Annotated in this window: 13 protein-coding genes; 4 read left to right on the top strand and 9 right to left on the bottom strand. The window is 42.7% G+C overall.

The window, feature by feature from the left end:
* The first annotated feature begins 161 nt into the window (after nt 1-161).
* Together PI95_RS21620 and PI95_RS21615 are read left to right on the top strand one after the other, a co-directional pair.
* Entirely contained in the window at nt 162-1,346 is a 1,185-nt protein-coding gene (locus PI95_RS21620; protein WP_039738091.1) for a radical SAM protein, read from the top strand.
* Between the two features lie 124 nt (nt 1,347-1,470).
* Complete coding sequence (locus tag PI95_RS21615; RefSeq protein WP_052324687.1) at nt 1,471-2,400, top strand: hypothetical protein; 930 nt, start codon at nt 1,471-1,473, stop codon at nt 2,398-2,400.
* A gap of 337 nt (nt 2,401-2,737) precedes the next feature.
* Here the strand turns inward: PI95_RS21615 and PI95_RS21610 are convergent, their stop codons facing one another.
* From PI95_RS21610 to PI95_RS21570, 9 genes are all read right to left on the bottom strand, one after another.
* Nucleotides 2,738-4,537, bottom strand: a complete 1,800-nt coding sequence (locus PI95_RS21610; RefSeq protein WP_052324686.1) for a hypothetical protein — start codon at nt 4,535-4,537, stop codon at nt 2,738-2,740.
* A gap of 482 nt (nt 4,538-5,019) precedes the next feature.
* A complete protein-coding gene (locus PI95_RS21605) occupies nt 5,020-5,778 on the bottom strand; it encodes a hypothetical protein (RefSeq protein ID WP_039738090.1) in 759 nt (252 codons plus the stop codon).
* A gap of 469 nt (nt 5,779-6,247) precedes the next feature.
* Nucleotides 6,248-7,312 (bottom strand): 3-deoxy-7-phosphoheptulonate synthase, encoded by a 1,065-nt coding sequence (gene aroF, locus PI95_RS21600; RefSeq protein WP_039738089.1) that lies wholly within the window; start codon nt 7,310-7,312, stop codon nt 6,248-6,250.
* Nucleotides 7,313-7,349: 37 nt separating this feature from the next.
* Nucleotides 7,350-8,591 carry an anthranilate phosphoribosyltransferase gene (trpD, locus tag PI95_RS21595; protein ID WP_039738088.1) on the bottom strand — a complete coding sequence of 414 codons (1,242 nt, stop codon included), beginning with the start codon at nt 8,589-8,591 and terminating at the stop codon, nt 7,350-7,352.
* Between the two features lie 197 nt (nt 8,592-8,788).
* Complete coding sequence (gene trpB / locus PI95_RS21590) at nt 8,789-10,024, bottom strand: tryptophan synthase subunit beta (RefSeq protein WP_052324698.1); 1,236 nt, start codon at nt 10,022-10,024, stop codon at nt 8,789-8,791.
* Between the two features lie 64 nt (nt 10,025-10,088).
* Nucleotides 10,089-10,916: a tryptophan synthase subunit alpha gene (gene trpA / locus PI95_RS21585; protein WP_039738087.1), complete on the bottom strand. Its 828-nt coding sequence runs from the start codon at nt 10,914-10,916 to the stop codon at nt 10,089-10,091.
* Nucleotides 10,917-11,068: 152 nt separating this feature from the next.
* Complete coding sequence (locus PI95_RS21580; RefSeq protein WP_039738085.1) at nt 11,069-12,028, bottom strand: zinc-dependent alcohol dehydrogenase family protein; 960 nt, start codon at nt 12,026-12,028, stop codon at nt 11,069-11,071.
* A 5-nt stretch (nt 12,029-12,033) separates the two neighbouring features.
* Entirely contained in the window at nt 12,034-12,858 is an 825-nt protein-coding gene (gene trpC / locus PI95_RS21575) for an indole-3-glycerol phosphate synthase TrpC (RefSeq protein WP_163519071.1), read from the bottom strand.
* Nucleotides 12,859-13,075: 217 nt separating this feature from the next.
* Nucleotides 13,076-15,277 (bottom strand): anthranilate synthase, encoded by a 2,202-nt coding sequence (locus PI95_RS21570; RefSeq protein WP_039738080.1) that lies wholly within the window; start codon nt 15,275-15,277, stop codon nt 13,076-13,078.
* A gap of 548 nt (nt 15,278-15,825) precedes the next feature.
* Between PI95_RS21570 and PI95_RS21565 the strand changes: the two genes are divergently transcribed.
* Both PI95_RS21565 and PI95_RS21560 read left to right on the top strand, forming a co-directional pair.
* Entirely contained in the window at nt 15,826-16,089 is a 264-nt protein-coding gene (locus PI95_RS21565) for a type II toxin-antitoxin system Phd/YefM family antitoxin (RefSeq protein ID WP_039738078.1), read from the top strand.
* Nucleotides 16,073-16,510: a type II toxin-antitoxin system VapC family toxin gene (locus tag PI95_RS21560; protein ID WP_163519070.1), complete on the top strand. Its 438-nt coding sequence runs from the start codon at nt 16,073-16,075 to the stop codon at nt 16,508-16,510. Before PI95_RS21565 ends, PI95_RS21560 begins: the two co-directional genes overlap by 17 nt.
* The last annotated feature ends 6 nt before the right edge of the window (nt 16,511-16,516 follow it).

The raw sequence follows: 16,516 nt of genomic DNA, 5'->3' as shown, positions 1-16,516 counted from the left end.
GCGTCTTGCCCGTCCTTAGTTTAGGACGGGCTTTTTGGTCTTCTACCGCACAAGAGATATATTGAATGCCAGTGAGAACCGCTATAAATACCTTTTCAAGCCAAACCCAGAAATATGTTGATTACTCATTTCTAGCAAGCAATTACAATCGAGGTAAAAGTATGCCATCCAACACAAAGCGAGTCCAATTTGTTGTTAAGTCTTCTAAGTTTTGTAACTTACGCTGTCGCTACTGCTATGAATACTCAGAACTAGGTAATAGGGCAGCAATTGCGCCAGAACAATTAGACAAAATGTATAGTCACATTGCCAGTTATTATAGTCAACTCGATCACCCTACAGAAATTGAGTTTGTTTGGCATGGTGGAGAACCACTTTTACAATCACCAGATTATTACTGGCAAACCTTTGACCGCCAGCAAGAAATTTTTGGTGAACTCGCAAGCTCTGTTACAAATATCGTACAGACTAACCTGACTGTGCTTAATAAAGAACGTATCCAATTATTGAGAGATGGATTTGATGGTGTGGGTGTTTCTGTAGATTTATTTGGAGGTTTACGCACTAATCAAGCTGGTATGGATTCTCAAACAACAGTATTAAAAAACATGGATCGCCTGCGAGATGAAAATATTCCCTATGGATGTATCACTGTTTTAACTAAATTGAATTTGCCTTATATTCAAAAAATTTATAAATTTTTTGAAAAAATGAATCTTTCTTTTCGATTGTTGCCACTATTTAATGGAGCGTTTGATGGACAACATAAAGGATTTGAAATTAATGCTAACGAAGTTTTGAGTGCTTTTTGCACTCTTGTTGACTTGTGGATGGAAGGCGATCGGTTAGTGGTAGTTCAGCCAATTATGGATCACATTCAACAGATTCTTCATTACTACAGTCCTGACTCAGAACCCTTTTATTATGACAAAAAAGAATGGGAATCGATTTATTTAGTAAATGTTACAGGTGATGTTTATAGTTATGCAGATGCTTATAACATTGAGTTTAGTCACGGTAATTTATTCAAGGATTCTATGGAAGAGATAGTACTGGGATCTGCTCATCAGAAAGTAATAAAAGCAGCAGAAGAACGCATAGCTTCTACGTGTACTTTTTGCCCATACTTCGGAAGCTGTAGTGGTTACCCAGTAGCGGAGGAGGGCATTCTTCACAATCAAGTTGATGATAAAGGTAATATGTTATGCATCAAAGAAAGAGGACTTTTACAGCATATTGAGATGCGTTTAAAACAAGCTGGTATTATCGATTCTGCAACTGGTAAACTCAACATCAAACATCGAATTCCTTCTAAATCTATACCAGCACTAGATTGTCCTTTGTGACATCAAACCGTCCTCTTTTGTACGCAAAAATAGTTGAGTATACAGTACCGTATTATTCGATATTACGGTAACTTTCCGAGATTTTTTGAGCAGTTTTCAGCTAGAAACAATTTGGGTTAATGCTATGTTAGTTAAGGAAATTGTAGAAATAAAAAAAGGAATTCAAGTTTTTTGTGATGCCAATACTGACCAGCACAGTTCTAGAATTTGGCTGAGTTCGGGCACGACACAGGAAATTGAATCAGCCTCTGATATAATATATCGTACTGATGCTTTTTTGCCTAGAGAACCTTGGAGAGAACCGAGTCTAACGGAATATAGTCTCCTACGTGCAAATGAACCAATCTTGAACCTTAGCTCTTGGGATCTTGGTTCATCTATAGGAGTGGTTCGCTTCCCTAACGAGGTCTTGGCACCACTTGAAGCCATACTTGAAAATATTAGGAAAAGTTCGGCTGCCACACTAGAAGAATGTCAATTTCTTGATACACATCCAGAACGCGAGAATGCTATTGCAAAAGTTATGAAGCACGTTGAGCGTTATTGTCTATCTAGTAACAGATTACAATTACTAGGTATTCAAACAACACTACCAGGATTGACAACAGTAACAAGTGGTTATCATAACAGCATCCCCAAAAAACGCTATGATGGAATGCACCTTGACAGTTGGGATAGAGATACCCTCAGACGCAGACACAAATCAAGAAATCGAATATGCATTAATTTGGGATGTGAAGAACGCTACTTTTTGTTCATCAACCTAACTTTGATGGATATGTTTCATGCTTTAGGTCTGTCAGACCCTGAGGATATTTATAAGAATTATCGGGGGACATCTATAGGGGACAAGTTTATGAAAAGTTACCCTTCATACCCTGTAGTTAAACTAAAAGTAGCGCCTGGAGAAGCATACATTGCACCTACCGAGAACGTAATTCACGATGCCTCCACAATTAGCAAGAAATACTCTGATATTACCTTGACTTTTCTTGGCTACTTTGGAATTCTACCTTATGCAAAAGATGGGATTTTAGATTGTGTAATGACATAACCCAGCAGCGCACTCGTTGATGAGCTGAAAACCTCGATAGTGATTGCGTTTCATGGTAGTGGTTACAGGACGTTTAAGAAGTTCTATTTACTTTGTGCGATTCTCTTGCTTTGCCAGAATCTGATTTAATTCAGCGCTCGTATTGCTGAGGATGCGATTACATGGCAGTACATGCCGCAAAAGTTTTTCTCTCTATTAGTCCGTCAAGATAACTTTGCCAAATTATAGACGAATGGGACGCACGGTAAGAAAAGCAAAAACCCCGGTTTCTTCAAGAAACCGGGGTTTTAGGGTAGTATGCGATCGCGCTTACGAAAACAACCTTACTATGAAAGTCTTAAGATAAAAATAGTCGGTCATATGTCTTACTACCTGATGCAGTAAGATCGTCTGTTAGCGGCTCAAAAGCTTCACCCAACTTACTCAACACTGAATTCACTAGATTATCAGTAGCATCTTTGACTCCCATAATAGACACCCATGTATCTAGCTGAGTCATCAAGTCGCTAGCACCAGCACTTGATTTGTCAATAACTACAGACCAGTTGCCATTACCTATGACTATGCTGTTACTGGTGAAGACTTTGTTGCCACTACCAATCACTGTGTTGTTACTACCGAAGTCAAAGTTACCATTACCAAGAGTTGTGTTGTTATTTCCAAAACTCCAATTGCCATTACCTAAAGTTGTATTGTCACTAGTTGAATTCCAATACCAGTTACCATTACCAACAGTTCTGTTGTCATGAGAGGCATCTAAATTCCAGTTACCATTACCGATGGTTGCGTTACGAGTGCTGGAATCCCAAAGCCAATTGCCATTACCGATAGTTGCGTTGGCGTTGCCGTAATCCCAGTTGGCATTACCGATGGTTGCGTTCTTAATCCCAAAGTCGTGATTGCCATAACCAATCGGTAGTTCGCCTTCTGGGGTAGAAAACACGTTATCTTTGCCATTGAAGGGTAAAATTCCTTCTAAGGCAACGTTCAAAATATCAAACGGTATTTCCTTATCTTGACTGCCACCAGTAAATAAGCTGAGGAACGGGTTGCTACCATCAGTATACGAACTGTCACCACTAGCAAGTTCGTTGACAGCGTTGACACCGCTGTTAAAGCTGAACATGTCATTCCTGAACAGCTTCAACAAATCTGACGGTGTTTGCAAAGGTGTATTGTTACCTTCTGCAAACAGATTTCCAGAATTGAGAATTTCAGTTACGTTTAAGATATTATCTTGGACAGTCTTCAATATCTCCGAGGATGATAACTGAGGCACACTGCCATCACCAGTTAAGAATGTTAGGTTGTCGTCGTTACCAAAGATGAATTGCGAGATATCGAAGGATGGTTGCTGATTAGCACCACCAGTTGCAAACGGATTCTCACCACTTGCAAACGGATTCTCACCACTTGCAAACGGGTTCTCACCACTTGCAAACGGGTTCTCACCACTTACAAACGGGTTCTCACCACTTGCAAACGGGTTCTCACCACTTGCAAACGGATTCTCACCACTTGTAACCAGGTTCTCACCACTTGCAAACGGATTCTCACCACTTGTAACCAGGTTCTCACCACTTGCAAACGGGTTCTCACCACTTGCAAACGGATTCTCACCACTTGCAACTGGGTTTTCACCACTGACATTCAATACCAAACCTGGTGCTGAAGGCTGATTGCCATCACCAAAAGGGTTGTTTCCATTAGCAAACGGGTTGCCATCACTGGAATTATTGCCAGCATCACTCAAGGGCAATCTGTTACGCAGTTTGACAATAACCGAGTCAAGCAATTGCTCAACACTACCCGCGAACGCTGAAGAAACACTCTCTGGTGTGGTTTCATTATTGCTTATCCATTGACCATTACCAACAACTACGTTGCCAACAATAGCAAACGGGTTGCTTTTAATAACTGTTGTGGAATTGCTGCTACTACCACCAATATTCTGGAAGCTTGAGTTACTGCTGTCTTCAATTTCAGACAGACTGCTACTACCAGAAAAAGAGGTACTCAAGCTGCCAGTCAAGAGATTGTCATTAACAGCTAGGGGATTGCTAATACCAGTTGACAAGCTATCACCAGTTAGTGATTGATTAAGCTCATTAATGGAATTGTCAGTGTAAGTTGCCATAAATAATTCTCCTCACTCACGTTTTAATCTGAAAAATTTTGCATATCAAAGACAAACTTCAGTCGGATTCCTAAGTTATTTAGGTTTTTGTAGTAAGGGATAGAGCCGCTTAAAACCGAAGATATGAGCGGTAAACCGCTCACTACGAACCAGGAGAGTATTTGACGTTTAATTTCATCGTTGTTTGGAAATATAAATTTGTCTACAGAATAATTTCGATGACAGTTTCATTACTGTCATCAACTTTGAGTAGCAACGAGCTTAACAATCTAGGTTTTTACTTTTAAGTAGCGGCATAATTTCAAAAACACAAGAATGTTTGTTGCTACTTAGTACTGCTTTGCGTAAAATTGTCGCGAATTGAAGGTTTAAATAAAAAGGCAGAGGAACCCATTTTGCTACAATGTCTAACTTCAATTCGCCTTTGAACTTGTGCAATGACCGTACTAAGCTAACAGATTGCCACTATCGAATGACGGTATTCAACCTTCACTAAAGCTGCCATCAGATGGGATGCCAAACTTATCTAATGTTTCATCAGATGGGATGCCAAACTCACTTAATATCTCATCAAATGGGATGCCAAATGGGTTGCTGCCTCCAGGTGCAAACGGATCGCTGAGATTGCCACCTTCAGGACCGGTACCGATGCCGCCACCTTCGATGGGGATAGCACCACCTACACCTACATTAATACCATTTTCACTGAGCTTCGAGTTAACCAGGTTATCAATCATAACCCTCATCTCAAACCCGGTTGCGTTTGTGTCACCACCATCGAATGACGGAATATTGCTACCACCAACACTTGTGGTGCCATCATCAACAGACTGAGCGGAAATGCCACCATTTGCAAACGGATTAGTGCTACCGCTGCCACCTGTCGGGTTGCTGCCATTGGTAGCAGTACCAACTAGATTGTCAATGTTCGTCCTTAAATTAGTAAAGGGCGATCCCCCCTGATTGTCACCACCAAACAGTACCTGGGCACCTAATGGGTTGTTAGCAAACGGGTTTTCGCCTCCACTACCGACACCATTAAATATGGTGTTTAAATCAGTAACTTCACGTAAACGACCGAAGGGTGATTGCCCAAGATCCGATGAACTGCTGCTACCTTGATATGAGATGCCATCATCAAAAGTATTGGAATTGCTACCAATGATATTGCCACCCGTTGAGCTACCACCATCAAGGGGATTGCTACTACTACTAAAAGAGTTGACATTAGAATCTGCCATTAGATATAATCCTTCTGTTTTTAGGACAAAAATTTTGCTTAATCAAGCGACATCAAAAATGCAAAATTAAGTTTGCTTCGTAGCTTTTTTATGATTTTTTTACTGCTTAATCTAGTTAACAGCTATTATTTTCTTTAGCTTGTTGGGCTTAATTACAGAGCGTTTACATTTTTATTGACCAAAAACAACTTGTAATTAATGTCACTTTTATAAAATATAGTAATTTTTTTGACTTCAATTAACAATGAGAAATCTTTTGATAAGTTTGTCTAATTTTTAGTTATTGTTTATTTAGAGAAAAAATATTGATTTTTTAATAAAAGTACAAAAATGATTTTCTGCAAGAATGAGCTAACAGAAATAAAGTTATAAATAATTTTTGAAAAAGATAAAACATCAAATTGGGTGCGTTACGAATTGCGCCAACGCACCCAACAATCTACAATTCTTTCAATTGAAAATTGTAGAATTAAATAGAACCTACCAAGGCACGCTCAGACCAGCGTCCAACTACTTTGCCAATTACTGCCATTTCTTGAGCCAAGATGTCAAACTTATCGGGAGTGAGGGATTGAGGTCCATCAGATAGGGCTTTTGCCGGATTTGGGTGAACTTCAATCATTAAAGCATCTGTACCGGCGGCGATCGCTGCTTTTGCCATTGGTGTAACGTACTCAGACCTACCTGTACCGTGACTGGGGTCAATCATGATTGGTAAGTGGGTAAGCGATCGCAATACTGGAAGCACCGACAAATCTAAGGTATTGCGGGCATATTTACCATCAAAGGTTCTAATTCCCCGCTCACAAAGAATTACATTCGGATTTCCTCCAGCTAGGATATATTCTGCTGCCATCAACCACTCATCAATTGTGGCGGACATTCCACGCTTCAACAATACTGGCTTATCTTGAGCGCCTACTTTTTTCAACAACGAGAAGTTGTGCATATTCCGCGCTCCCACTTGGATCACGTCAGCTACTCTTCCCACTGCTGCTAAGTCGGCAGTATCCATCACTTCTGTGATGATGCCTAAACCCGTAGCTTCACGGGCAGCTGCTAACAAGCCCAAAGCACTTTCACCATGTCCTTGGAATGCATAAGGTGAGGTGCGAGGTTTGTACGCTCCACCACGGATGAACTTGGCTCCCGCAGCCTTTACCCGCTTTGCTGTCTCCACAATCATCTGTTCATTCTCAACAGAACAGGGTCCAGCTACCACGACAATCGGATGATTTTCACCGAAGTAGACGTTACCATTTGGTGTCGGTACAACAACTTCGCTAGCTTCTCCATATCGGAATTCCCGACTCACCCGTTTGAACGGTTGCTGTACTCGCAATACTTCCTCAATCCAAGGGCTATACCCCTTGATTTGCAACGGATTGATGCTAGGAGTATCGCCAATCATCGCTAAAACAACTTTGTGCTTGCCGACGCTTTTTTCTACTTTGACTCCCCATGTTTCACTGATTTCTTGACTTAACCGAGTAATTTCTTCTTGAGGTGTACCGTTTTTTAGGATGACAATCATTTCTTTTTCTCCAATTAGTTGACTAAGTTGCTAACAGTTAATCGCGTAAAAAATCAGCGAGTTGTTCTAATTTCGTCCAAGCAGCACCGCTTTGCAGTACTTCTTTCGCCAAAGCGATGCCTTGGACACAATTTTCCAGAATATCTGTGGAGTTGCTATCAAAAACTTCGCCAACTTGTAGGGCTAGAGCGGTATTTAAAGCAACTACATTTTGCTGCGCTTGAGTGCCTTTCCCTTGCAAAACATTTCTTAAGATTTCTGCATTTTCTTCGACATCTCCACCGCACAATGCTTCAGTGGGAGCATGACTTAAACCCAATTCTAGGGGATTGAGTGTGATGCAGCGGACTTTTTGCTCTTGAAGTACAGCTAAGTAAGTGATGTCTGCCAAACCTGCTTCATCTAACTTTTCTCTGCCGTGGAGAGCGATCGCTCGACGACATCCGAGTTGCGATAATGCTTGAGCGATCGTTTCTAACAAAAGTGGGTCACTCACACCAATAATTTGCCCTGTCGGTCGCATTGGATTTACCAAAGGTCCAAGCAAATTAAAGATAGTCCGCACTTTCAAAGTTTTTCGCAAAGCGGCAACTGCTTTCAATGCTGGATGCCATCCTGGGGCAAACAAAAAGGTCATCCCAACTGCATCAACTGCGGACTCCACTTTTTCCGGACTGGCATTAAGATTTATACCCAAAGCTTCCAATACATCAGCGGAACCGGTTTTGCTAGATGCTGAACGATTGCCATGTTTGGCAACTTTTACCCCAGCAGCAGCAGCTACAAAAGCGACAGCAGTTGATATGTTGAAAGTTGAAGCTCCATCTCCACCAGTTCCGCAGGTGTCAATTAGGGGAGTGGGGAGTGGGGAATGGGGAGGGGGGGACAAGGGAGACAAGGGGGAGGGGGGAGACAAGGGAGACAAGGGAGAGGGGGGAGACAAGGAAGAAATTCCTCCTTGTCCTCCTTGTCCTCCTTGTCCCCCTTGTCCTCCTTGTCCCCAAGTCCCCCTGTCCCCAAGTCCTCCTATCGACTGGGATTGCAAGACACCAGCCATACCAACCAATTCTTCTGTGGATACACCTTTTGCCTGAATTGCGGCTAAAATCGCTCCGGTTAGGACGGGGGGAATAGCATCTGTCAGCCAACCCTGCATCAAGTCCGCAGATTGAGAAACTGTGAGCGATCGCTTGTCGAGTAATTGTTTTAAGAAATCAGACCAATTTTGGTCGGGAGTGACGGGAATGTTGTTAGATGGAGCTTGGGTTGTGGCTATCATATTGGTTGTTGGTTGATCGGTGGAGCGTTGATGGTTGGAGCGTCGATAGTGGATAGTTGATGGTTGGAGCGTCGATAGTGGATAGTGGATAGTTGATGGTTGTTAAAAAGGACTCTTTAACCACTAACTAATAACCACTAACCACTAACCAATAACCAATAACCACTAACTCTTAACTCCTAACTCTTAACTCCTAACTACTCAACACTGAGCGCTTTCGCGACGGTTTGCACGTCTTTGTCACCACGACCTGAGCAGTTGATGATGATTCGGGGATTACCATCAAGCTGTTGACAAAGGGTTTCAAGATAGGCGATCGCATGAGCGGTTTCTAAAGCGGGAATGATTCCTTCTAGCTGCGAAAGTCTCTGCAATGCTTCTAAAGCTTGCTTATCAGTCACGCTGTAATATTCGGCGCGACCAATTTCTTTTAGATAACTATGCTCAGGACCCACACCGGGATAATCTAACCCGGCACTAATCGAATGTGCCTCGATTACCTGACCATCTTCATCTTGCAGTAGATAGCTCATCGCACCGTGCAATACACCTACTCGTCCTTTTGTCAAGGTAGCTGCATGTTTTTCTGTATCGACACCTTCACCGGCTGCCTCAACTCCAATCAGGCGGATAGATGCTTCATTTACAAACTCATGGAACAAGCCGATCGCATTAGAACCACCACCAACACAAGCCAAAAGAATATCTGGCAAACCGCCCCATTTCTCTTGACATTGAGCGCGAGTTTCTGTACCAATTACGGCATGAAAGTCACGCACTAACATCGGGTAGGGATGGGGACCTGCAACGGAACCCAAGATGTAATGGGTGGTTTCTACATTCGTCACCCAATCGCGAATTGCCTCTGAGGTAGCATCTTTCAAAGTTCCCGTACCAGCTTCCACGGGACGTACTTCCGCACCCATCAAACGCATCCGAAATACGTTCAGGGCTTGGCGTTGCATATCTTGGACACCCATGTAAACCACGCATTCAAAACCAAAACGCGCACACACGGTTGCCGTAGCAACTCCATGCTGACCTGCACCGGTTTCAGCGATAATCCGCTTTTTACCCATGCGCTTTGCCAATAACACCTGCGCTAAAGCGTTATTAATTTTGTGAGCGCCTGTATGATTTAAATCTTCGCGTTTTAAATAAATTTGCGCTCCTGTGCCATCAGGTCGGGCGTAGTGCTTGGTCAGGCGTTCGGCAAAATATAATGGGCTAGGTCTTCCCACGTAGTCTTTGAGTAAACCTTGCAACTCGTCTTGGAAGCTAGCATCGTGGCGATATTGCTCGTATGCGGTTTCTAACTCACTTAATGCGGGCATTAAGGTTTCTGGGACGTACTTACCGCCGAACTTACCAAATCTGCCTAACGAGTCTGGTCGCGCTGTCTCAGGTGAAATGATAGTGTTGATATCTTGAATGCTTACCACTGGTTAAAATCCTTTATTGGGGAGTGGGGAATGGGGAATGGGGAGTGGGTATAATTTAAACCGAACCTACTTTTTGCAGGGATGCGGTGGGGGTAATCGCTGCTTTCAGTTCTTGACAAAGTTTTTCTACAGCTTGCAGTCCTTCGCTGGGAGTATCGGTTGCTAATTTTTTGACAAAGGCACTACCGACAATTACGGCATCTGCGCCCCATTCCATGACTTGATGTGCTTGTTCGGGTGCGGAAATACCAAAGCCAACGCCAATCGGTTTATCGGTGACGCTTCGCAATTCTGTAATCAAATCCTTGACGCGGAGTTGGATTTGAGAGCGCATTCCGGTAACGCCTGTTACACTGACGAGGTAGATAAATCCTTGAGATTGACGAGCGATCGCTTCAATTCTATCTTGAGAACTGGTAGGCGCTACAAGTAATATTACCTCAATTCCGAAACTAGCAGCAGTTTGAATTAACTCATCTGCTTCTTCTAAAGGTAAATCTGGCACCACCAAACCGCGTACCCCTACATTAGCAATTTCTGCTAAAAATGACTTGATACCCCGGTACAAAATCGGATTGTAATAAGTAAATAAAATTATCGGCGCTCTCAAGCTGGGAATCACAGCTTGCAACATATCTAATACTTGCTCTAATTTTGTTCCTCGTTGCAAAGCGCGAGTTGCTGCTGCTTGAATCACCGGACCATCTGCCAAAGGATCGGAGTAAGGAACACCCAATTCTATAAAGTCTGCACCATTGCGATCTAAGATGCGTAAAGCTTCGGCAGTAGTTTCTAAGTTAGGATCGCCAGCTGTAATAAAAGGAATTAAAGCACACTGTTGGCGATTTCTTAAAGTTTGAAAGTGATGAGAAATAGAAGTCATATGGGGAATGGGGAATGGGGAATGGGGAATGGGTAATAGGGAATGGGGAAAGGGGAATGGGGAAAGGGGAAAAGCCCGATGCCCAATGACGGCAGGTGCTCCACGCAGGTGATCCCCAAGACCGCACTGCCTCCCCAATGCCCAATGCCCAATTAGCAATTAGCAACTTGTACAACAATTTTGCCGCGCACACCTTCACCACCTTGTTCAAGTTTTTTATGGGCTTGTGCTACTTGATTTAGGGGAAAAGTCATCCCAACAACGGGTTTGATTTGACTTTGTTCAATTAAAGTTTTCAAGGCTTCAAGTTTGGGACGGGTGCGATCTAGATGTACGAAGTGGATTGTAATATTTTTGAAGATGGCAGCGTTGAGGTCTCCTTGTACACCTGTGACGGTGACTGCGCGACCATCTGTTTTTATCACCATCAAACTTTGAGCTAAAAGTTCACCGCTGACTGTAGATAAAGTAACGTCAACGCCTTGACCACCAGTTTCTTTCATAATGATGTCAACAAAGTTTTCTCGGCGGTAATCTATTGCTTTATCTGCACCGATGGACTTTACAAAGTCTATGTCGTAACCACCGCAGGTTGTGTAAACGTAAGCGCCGGCTGCTTTGGCAATTTGGATTGCAAATGTACCAACACCTCCAGCACCACCATGAATCAGCACGGTTTCGCCGATTTTGATATTTGCTTTGGTGATGAGTGCAGCCCAAGCTGTACCTCCTGCAACAGGTACGCTAGCGGCTTCTAAATGAGATATATTTGTCGGCTTTTTGGCAATTATTGCTTCATTAGCGACATGATACTCTGCATTAGCACCGTTACCTGCTAAAAGATCGATGGCATAATAAACTTCGTCACCTACCTGAAAATCTTTGACATCAAGAGCGATCGCTTCAACAACACCGGAAACGTCATAACCTAAAATTGCAGGTAATTTGACTCTAGGTCCAAACATTCCTTGACGTATCCCGCAATCTGCGGGGTTAACTGAGGTTGCATAAACCTTGACTAATACTTCATTTTTATTTAGTGTCGGTTTATCAACTTCTTGTTCGGCAAAGACTTCTGGACTTCCGAAGTTTGTTATCACCATCGCTTTCATGTGGATTATTCCTTCGGAAACAAATTACGCACAGCTTGTTCTACATCGCTTTGTTTAACTAAAGATTCTCCCACCAAAACCGCACGCACACCAGCTTCAGCCACTAAGGATAAATCAGCGGGTGTAAATAATCCCGATTCGCTGACGACGGTAATATCCAAGGAAAGCAATTCTTGTTGCCGTTGCGCTAAAAGTTGCTGTGTAGTTGCTAAATCAACCGTAAAATTTTCTAAATTGCGGTTGTTAATTCCTACCAAGCGTATACCCTCAAGCTTGAGTACGCGATTCAGTTCGGCTAAGGTGTGAACTTCTACTAGCGCAGTCATCCCTAATTCGTGAATTAGTCGCAAAAAGTCTTGGAGTCCTTCATCTGTGAGGATAGCTGCAATTAATAATACAGCATCTGCGCCTGCTGCCCGTGCCGTATAAATTTGGTAGGGATCAATGATGAATTCTTTGCACAGTAGTGGCAATTCTACCTCTGGGCGGATGCGACGCAGATTGTCGAAACTGCCTTGAAAGAACTTTTCATCTGTGAGGACAGAGATACAAGCTGCACCACCGCGTTCGTAAGATTTGGCGATCGCGATCGGGTCAAAGTCTGCTCGAATAATACCACGACTCGGCGATGCTTTTTTTACCTCGGCAATCAAGCTAGGTCTATAAGGACTTTGCTTTAAAGCGCCGAGGAAATTTCGCACCTTTGGCGCATCATTTAACTGATTTTGCACAACTGCCAAAGGCATTTCTTGCTGCATTTGGGCAACTTCTTGCCTTTTTTGCAAGACAATTTCTTCGAGAATGTGACGGGGAGGGGCTTGGTTCGTCATGATTTGTTGGTTAATGGTTAGTCGATAGTGGTTAGTGGTTAAGAGTTAGGAGTTAGGAGTTAGGAGTTAGGGCTTTTTCAACCAACAACTAACAACTAACAACCAACCCTTCGGGTTCGCCAGTTGCTTCAAGTCGGCATCCCCGACGGCAGGTGCTACAACGGGGGGAACCCCCGCAACGCACTGCCTCCCCAACGCACTGGCTCACCACTAACAACTAACTAATAACTACTGACTCTTTCGTTTGCGTGTATTTACGGACGACGTTTTTGATGATGGCTAAACCGATTTCGCCGTTCAAAGTCATGATTGACTCTGGGTGAAACTGAACGGCAGCGATCGCAAGTGTTTGATGTTCAATTCCCATAATTACGTTGTCTTCGGAAATTGCTGTCACTTTCAATTCTGCCGGCATTTGTAATGGCAGGGCAAATAGTGAATGATATCTACCCACGGCGAAGGATTCCGGCAAGTCTTGGAACATCACCGAATCTGTATCGGTAACGAAAACCCGCGAGGATTTACCATGTTGGGGATAGTTGAGAACTCCTAATTCTCCACCAAAAGCTTCTACAATGCCTTGCAGCCCCAGACAAACTCCAAAAATGGGAATTTCGCGACGGACGCAAGCGGCGACCATTTCCGGAACTTTAAATTCGCTTGGTCTACCAGGACCTGGAGAGAAAACAACTAAGTCAGGACGTATTGTATCAAAAAGCGATTCATCAAAGCCATGACGTAGTGTGGTGACGCTTGCGCCGGTTTGCCGGATGTAGTTGGCTAGTGTGTGAACAAATGAGTCTTCGTGGTCAATTAGTAAGATATGCTTACCTGGTTCAGCATCGGGAATGCATTTACTCAAGTTTTTATTGCTGCATTCCTCGATTTTCTCGTCTGTTTCTTTAGCGCGGCGAATTGTTTCAAATAAAACAGCACCTTTGGTAATTGTCTCTTGTTCTTCGGCTTGTGGTATCGAGTCGTAAAGAACTGTTGCACCAACTCGCACTTCAGCGATTGAATCTTTTAAACGAATTGTTCGCAAAATCAAACCGGTATTCAAATCACCATTAAAGCTGAGATAGCCAACTGCACCACCATACCAACGTCTAGCGCTACGTTCATGCTGTTCGAGAAATTGCATGGCAGCGCGTTTGGGTGCGCCGGTAACTGTAACTGCCCATGTATGGGAAAGAAATGCATCTAAGGCATCAAATTCTTCTCGTAATGTGCCTTCAACGTGATCGACTGTATGAATCAGGTGGCTGTACAATTCAATTTGCCGACGCCCAATTACTCTGACTGAACCTGGTTCACAAATTCGCGATTTGTCGTTGCGATCTACGTCGGTACACATTGTTAACTCAGACTCATCTTTGTGTGAGTTGAGTAACAAAAGAATTTGATCGGCATCGTCAATGGCATCTTGTCCCCGGCTAATAGTACCACTAATCGGGCAGGTTTCTACGCGCCTACCTTCAACGCGGACAAACATTTCTGGGGATGCACCAATGAGATATTCTCCACCTAAATTTAAAATGAATCCGTAGGGACTGGGATTGATTTTCTTTAAGGTTTCAAACAGTTTGCTGGGTGATTGTTCGCAAGATTCAAAAAAGTTTTGACTGGGAACTACTTCAAATAAATCGCCTCGACGGAAGTAATCGAGTGCTACTTCAACTTGCTTGGCATAGTCGCCTCTTTTATGGTCGGCAGCTTGCGCGGGTTGAAGACGTTTGCCGCGATAATCTATCGATTCACCTGTGCGAGGAAGATTATTTGTGCTGCCATGCGCTGTTTCAAATTCATATTGAAGACGAAATGCGCTTTGTAGATAGTAGTCAACTACGACTAATTCATCAGGCAGATATAATACTAAATCCCGCTGGTCTTCAGGACGATCTAGGCACTGGGGAATCGGCTCAAATTGAAAAACTAAGTCGTAACCAAATGCACCATAAAGTCCTAAATGTTCGTCTTCTTTACTTGAGAAGGTATGTAGAATTTCTCGGACAACTGTAAATGCTGAAGGTTGTTTACTGCGCTCTTCTTCAGCAAATAATTGTTGTGTTTTCTTGACAGTCCCAGTAATATTATCTTTATTTGAAATTACTTCTTGAAGTTGCTTCGACTGCGATAAACGCTCTAAGAGTAATGGTAAGAGAATTTTGCCGCGATCGCTTAATGCTTTTAATGTAAAACTATTCTCTCTTGTAGTTAATTCCAAGGGGGGATTGACAAATCCAATCGCCCATCTTTTGTATCTTCCTGGATATTCGTAGCTGCTAGTCAGCAAGCCTCCACGCTGAGAATTTAGATAAAATAAAATATCTTCAAGTGCTGTGTCTATATTGACTTCTGTCATGGAGCGAGAGACACGCACACCCCCAAGTGTTGTATAAGAGTGCGAATCAACAATCATGAGCAATTCCTCTAGAATATTTATTAGTCATTTGTCTTGTGGGAACTTTGGGACAAATGACAATGAAGATGAAAATGTAATTTAACCTGTCGCCGAGTCTTTTGTAATTACTGAAGTTTTGCTACTTCTTCTTAGTAAAGCCTACTCAATATTAAGCAATTGATATATGAAGGATTTTTCGTTACAAATATCAATTCTTTCGCTTTTTCTACTACTTTATTAATATAATTACTGAGGAGTAATTTTAAATATATTACCTCTTCCTCTGGTTATAAATCAGTGAAGCTAGGGTGAGAAATATTCGTGAAAATACTACGCCTAGGGGTAAGCAAATGCACCTAAATTTAGGACATATATACTTGACAAAAAATGTTTTTTCCCCATGTAGCAATTCTATCTGCATTTATTGATAAACGAACCTTACTAGGCGCCCAGAACACAGAGAATGAGGTGCATAGATTTTAGTTTATATTTAAGTATTGTAGGGTGCGTGATTGTTGAAATCCGTAACGCACCCTACGTATATAAATCTTTTCCGGAGACATTTAATGTATAATGTAGAACTTCCTGCCAACTTGACTGACTTTGCAGAATTGCTTGGTCGAGTTTTGGCAGGAGAAGAAGTTATTCTTTCCCAAGCAGGGTTACCCGTTGCCCGCATTGTACCTCTAAATAACCCACCATTACCCCGGATTCCAGAATTAGACCGTGGTAAGGTGGTCATTGCCTCAGACTTTAACGAACCGTTACCAGAGGATGTTTTAAACGATTTTCTCAGCCTATTAGACATTGAGAATGAGAGCAATACTTGATACCCATGCATTCATTTGGTGGGTTACAGATAATTCTCAACTTTCATCCACCGTTAGCAGTATAATTGCTGACCCTAGTAATGTGCTGTTCTTGAGTGCTGCGAGTGCGTGGGAAATCGTTATTAAGGTACGCTTAAGAAAGCTAAATTTACCTGAACCGCCAGAAACTTATATCCCAAGTCAGTTGACAATAAATCGATTTGAGGGTTTACCGATTCAAATGGTTCATGCTTTACAAGTAACAAATTTACCAGATTTACATTGCGACCCTTTCGACAGGATAATTATCGCTCACAGCCAAGTGGAAAAAATGCCAATTGTGACTGTGGACACCCCTCCCCTTAATCCCCTCCCCGCAAGCGGGGAGGGGAGACAAAGCTACGCTTTGGCGGGGTGGGGTTCTTTGGGCGATCATAAGTAATCAAAC

This window comes from Hassallia byssoidea VB512170 (assembly GCF_000817785.2).
Lineage (GTDB): Bacteria > Cyanobacteriota > Cyanobacteriia > Cyanobacteriales > Nostocaceae > Hassallia > Hassallia carrinoi.
Note: the sequence above shows the minus strand (reverse complement) of the source record. Positions and strands in the feature narration are given on the sequence as shown.

Excerpts from the sequence above, each read along its gene's own strand:
- PI95_RS21620 (WP_039738091.1), top strand. The coding sequence starts at position 162 with ATGCCATCCAACACAAAGCGAGTCCAATTTGTTGTTAAGTCTTCTAAG.
- PI95_RS21615 (WP_052324687.1), top strand. The coding sequence starts at position 1,471 with ATGTTAGTTAAGGAAATTGTAGAAATAAAAAAAGGAATTCAAGTTTTT.
- PI95_RS21610 (WP_052324686.1), bottom strand. The coding sequence starts at position 4,537 with ATGGCAACTTACACTGACAATTCCATTAATGAGCTTAATCAATCACTA.
- PI95_RS21605 (WP_039738090.1), bottom strand. The coding sequence starts at position 5,778 with ATGGCAGATTCTAATGTCAACTCTTTTAGTAGTAGTAGCAATCCCCTT.
- aroF (WP_039738089.1), bottom strand. The coding sequence starts at position 7,312 with ATGATTGTCATCCTAAAAAACGGTACACCTCAAGAAGAAATTACTCGG.
- trpD (WP_039738088.1), bottom strand. The coding sequence starts at position 8,591 with ATGATAGCCACAACCCAAGCTCCATCTAACAACATTCCCGTCACTCCC.
- trpA (WP_039738087.1), bottom strand. The coding sequence starts at position 10,916 with ATGACTTCTATTTCTCATCACTTTCAAACTTTAAGAAATCGCCAACAG.
- PI95_RS21580 (WP_039738085.1), bottom strand. The coding sequence starts at position 12,028 with ATGAAAGCGATGGTGATAACAAACTTCGGAAGTCCAGAAGTCTTTGCC.
- trpC (WP_163519071.1), bottom strand. The coding sequence starts at position 12,858 with ATGACGAACCAAGCCCCTCCCCGTCACATTCTCGAAGAAATTGTCTTG.
- PI95_RS21570 (WP_039738080.1), bottom strand. The coding sequence starts at position 15,277 with ATGATTGTTGATTCGCACTCTTATACAACACTTGGGGGTGTGCGTGTC.
- PI95_RS21565 (WP_039738078.1), top strand. The coding sequence starts at position 15,826 with ATGTATAATGTAGAACTTCCTGCCAACTTGACTGACTTTGCAGAATTG.
- PI95_RS21560 (WP_163519070.1), top strand. The coding sequence starts at position 16,073 with ATGAGAGCAATACTTGATACCCATGCATTCATTTGGTGGGTTACAGAT.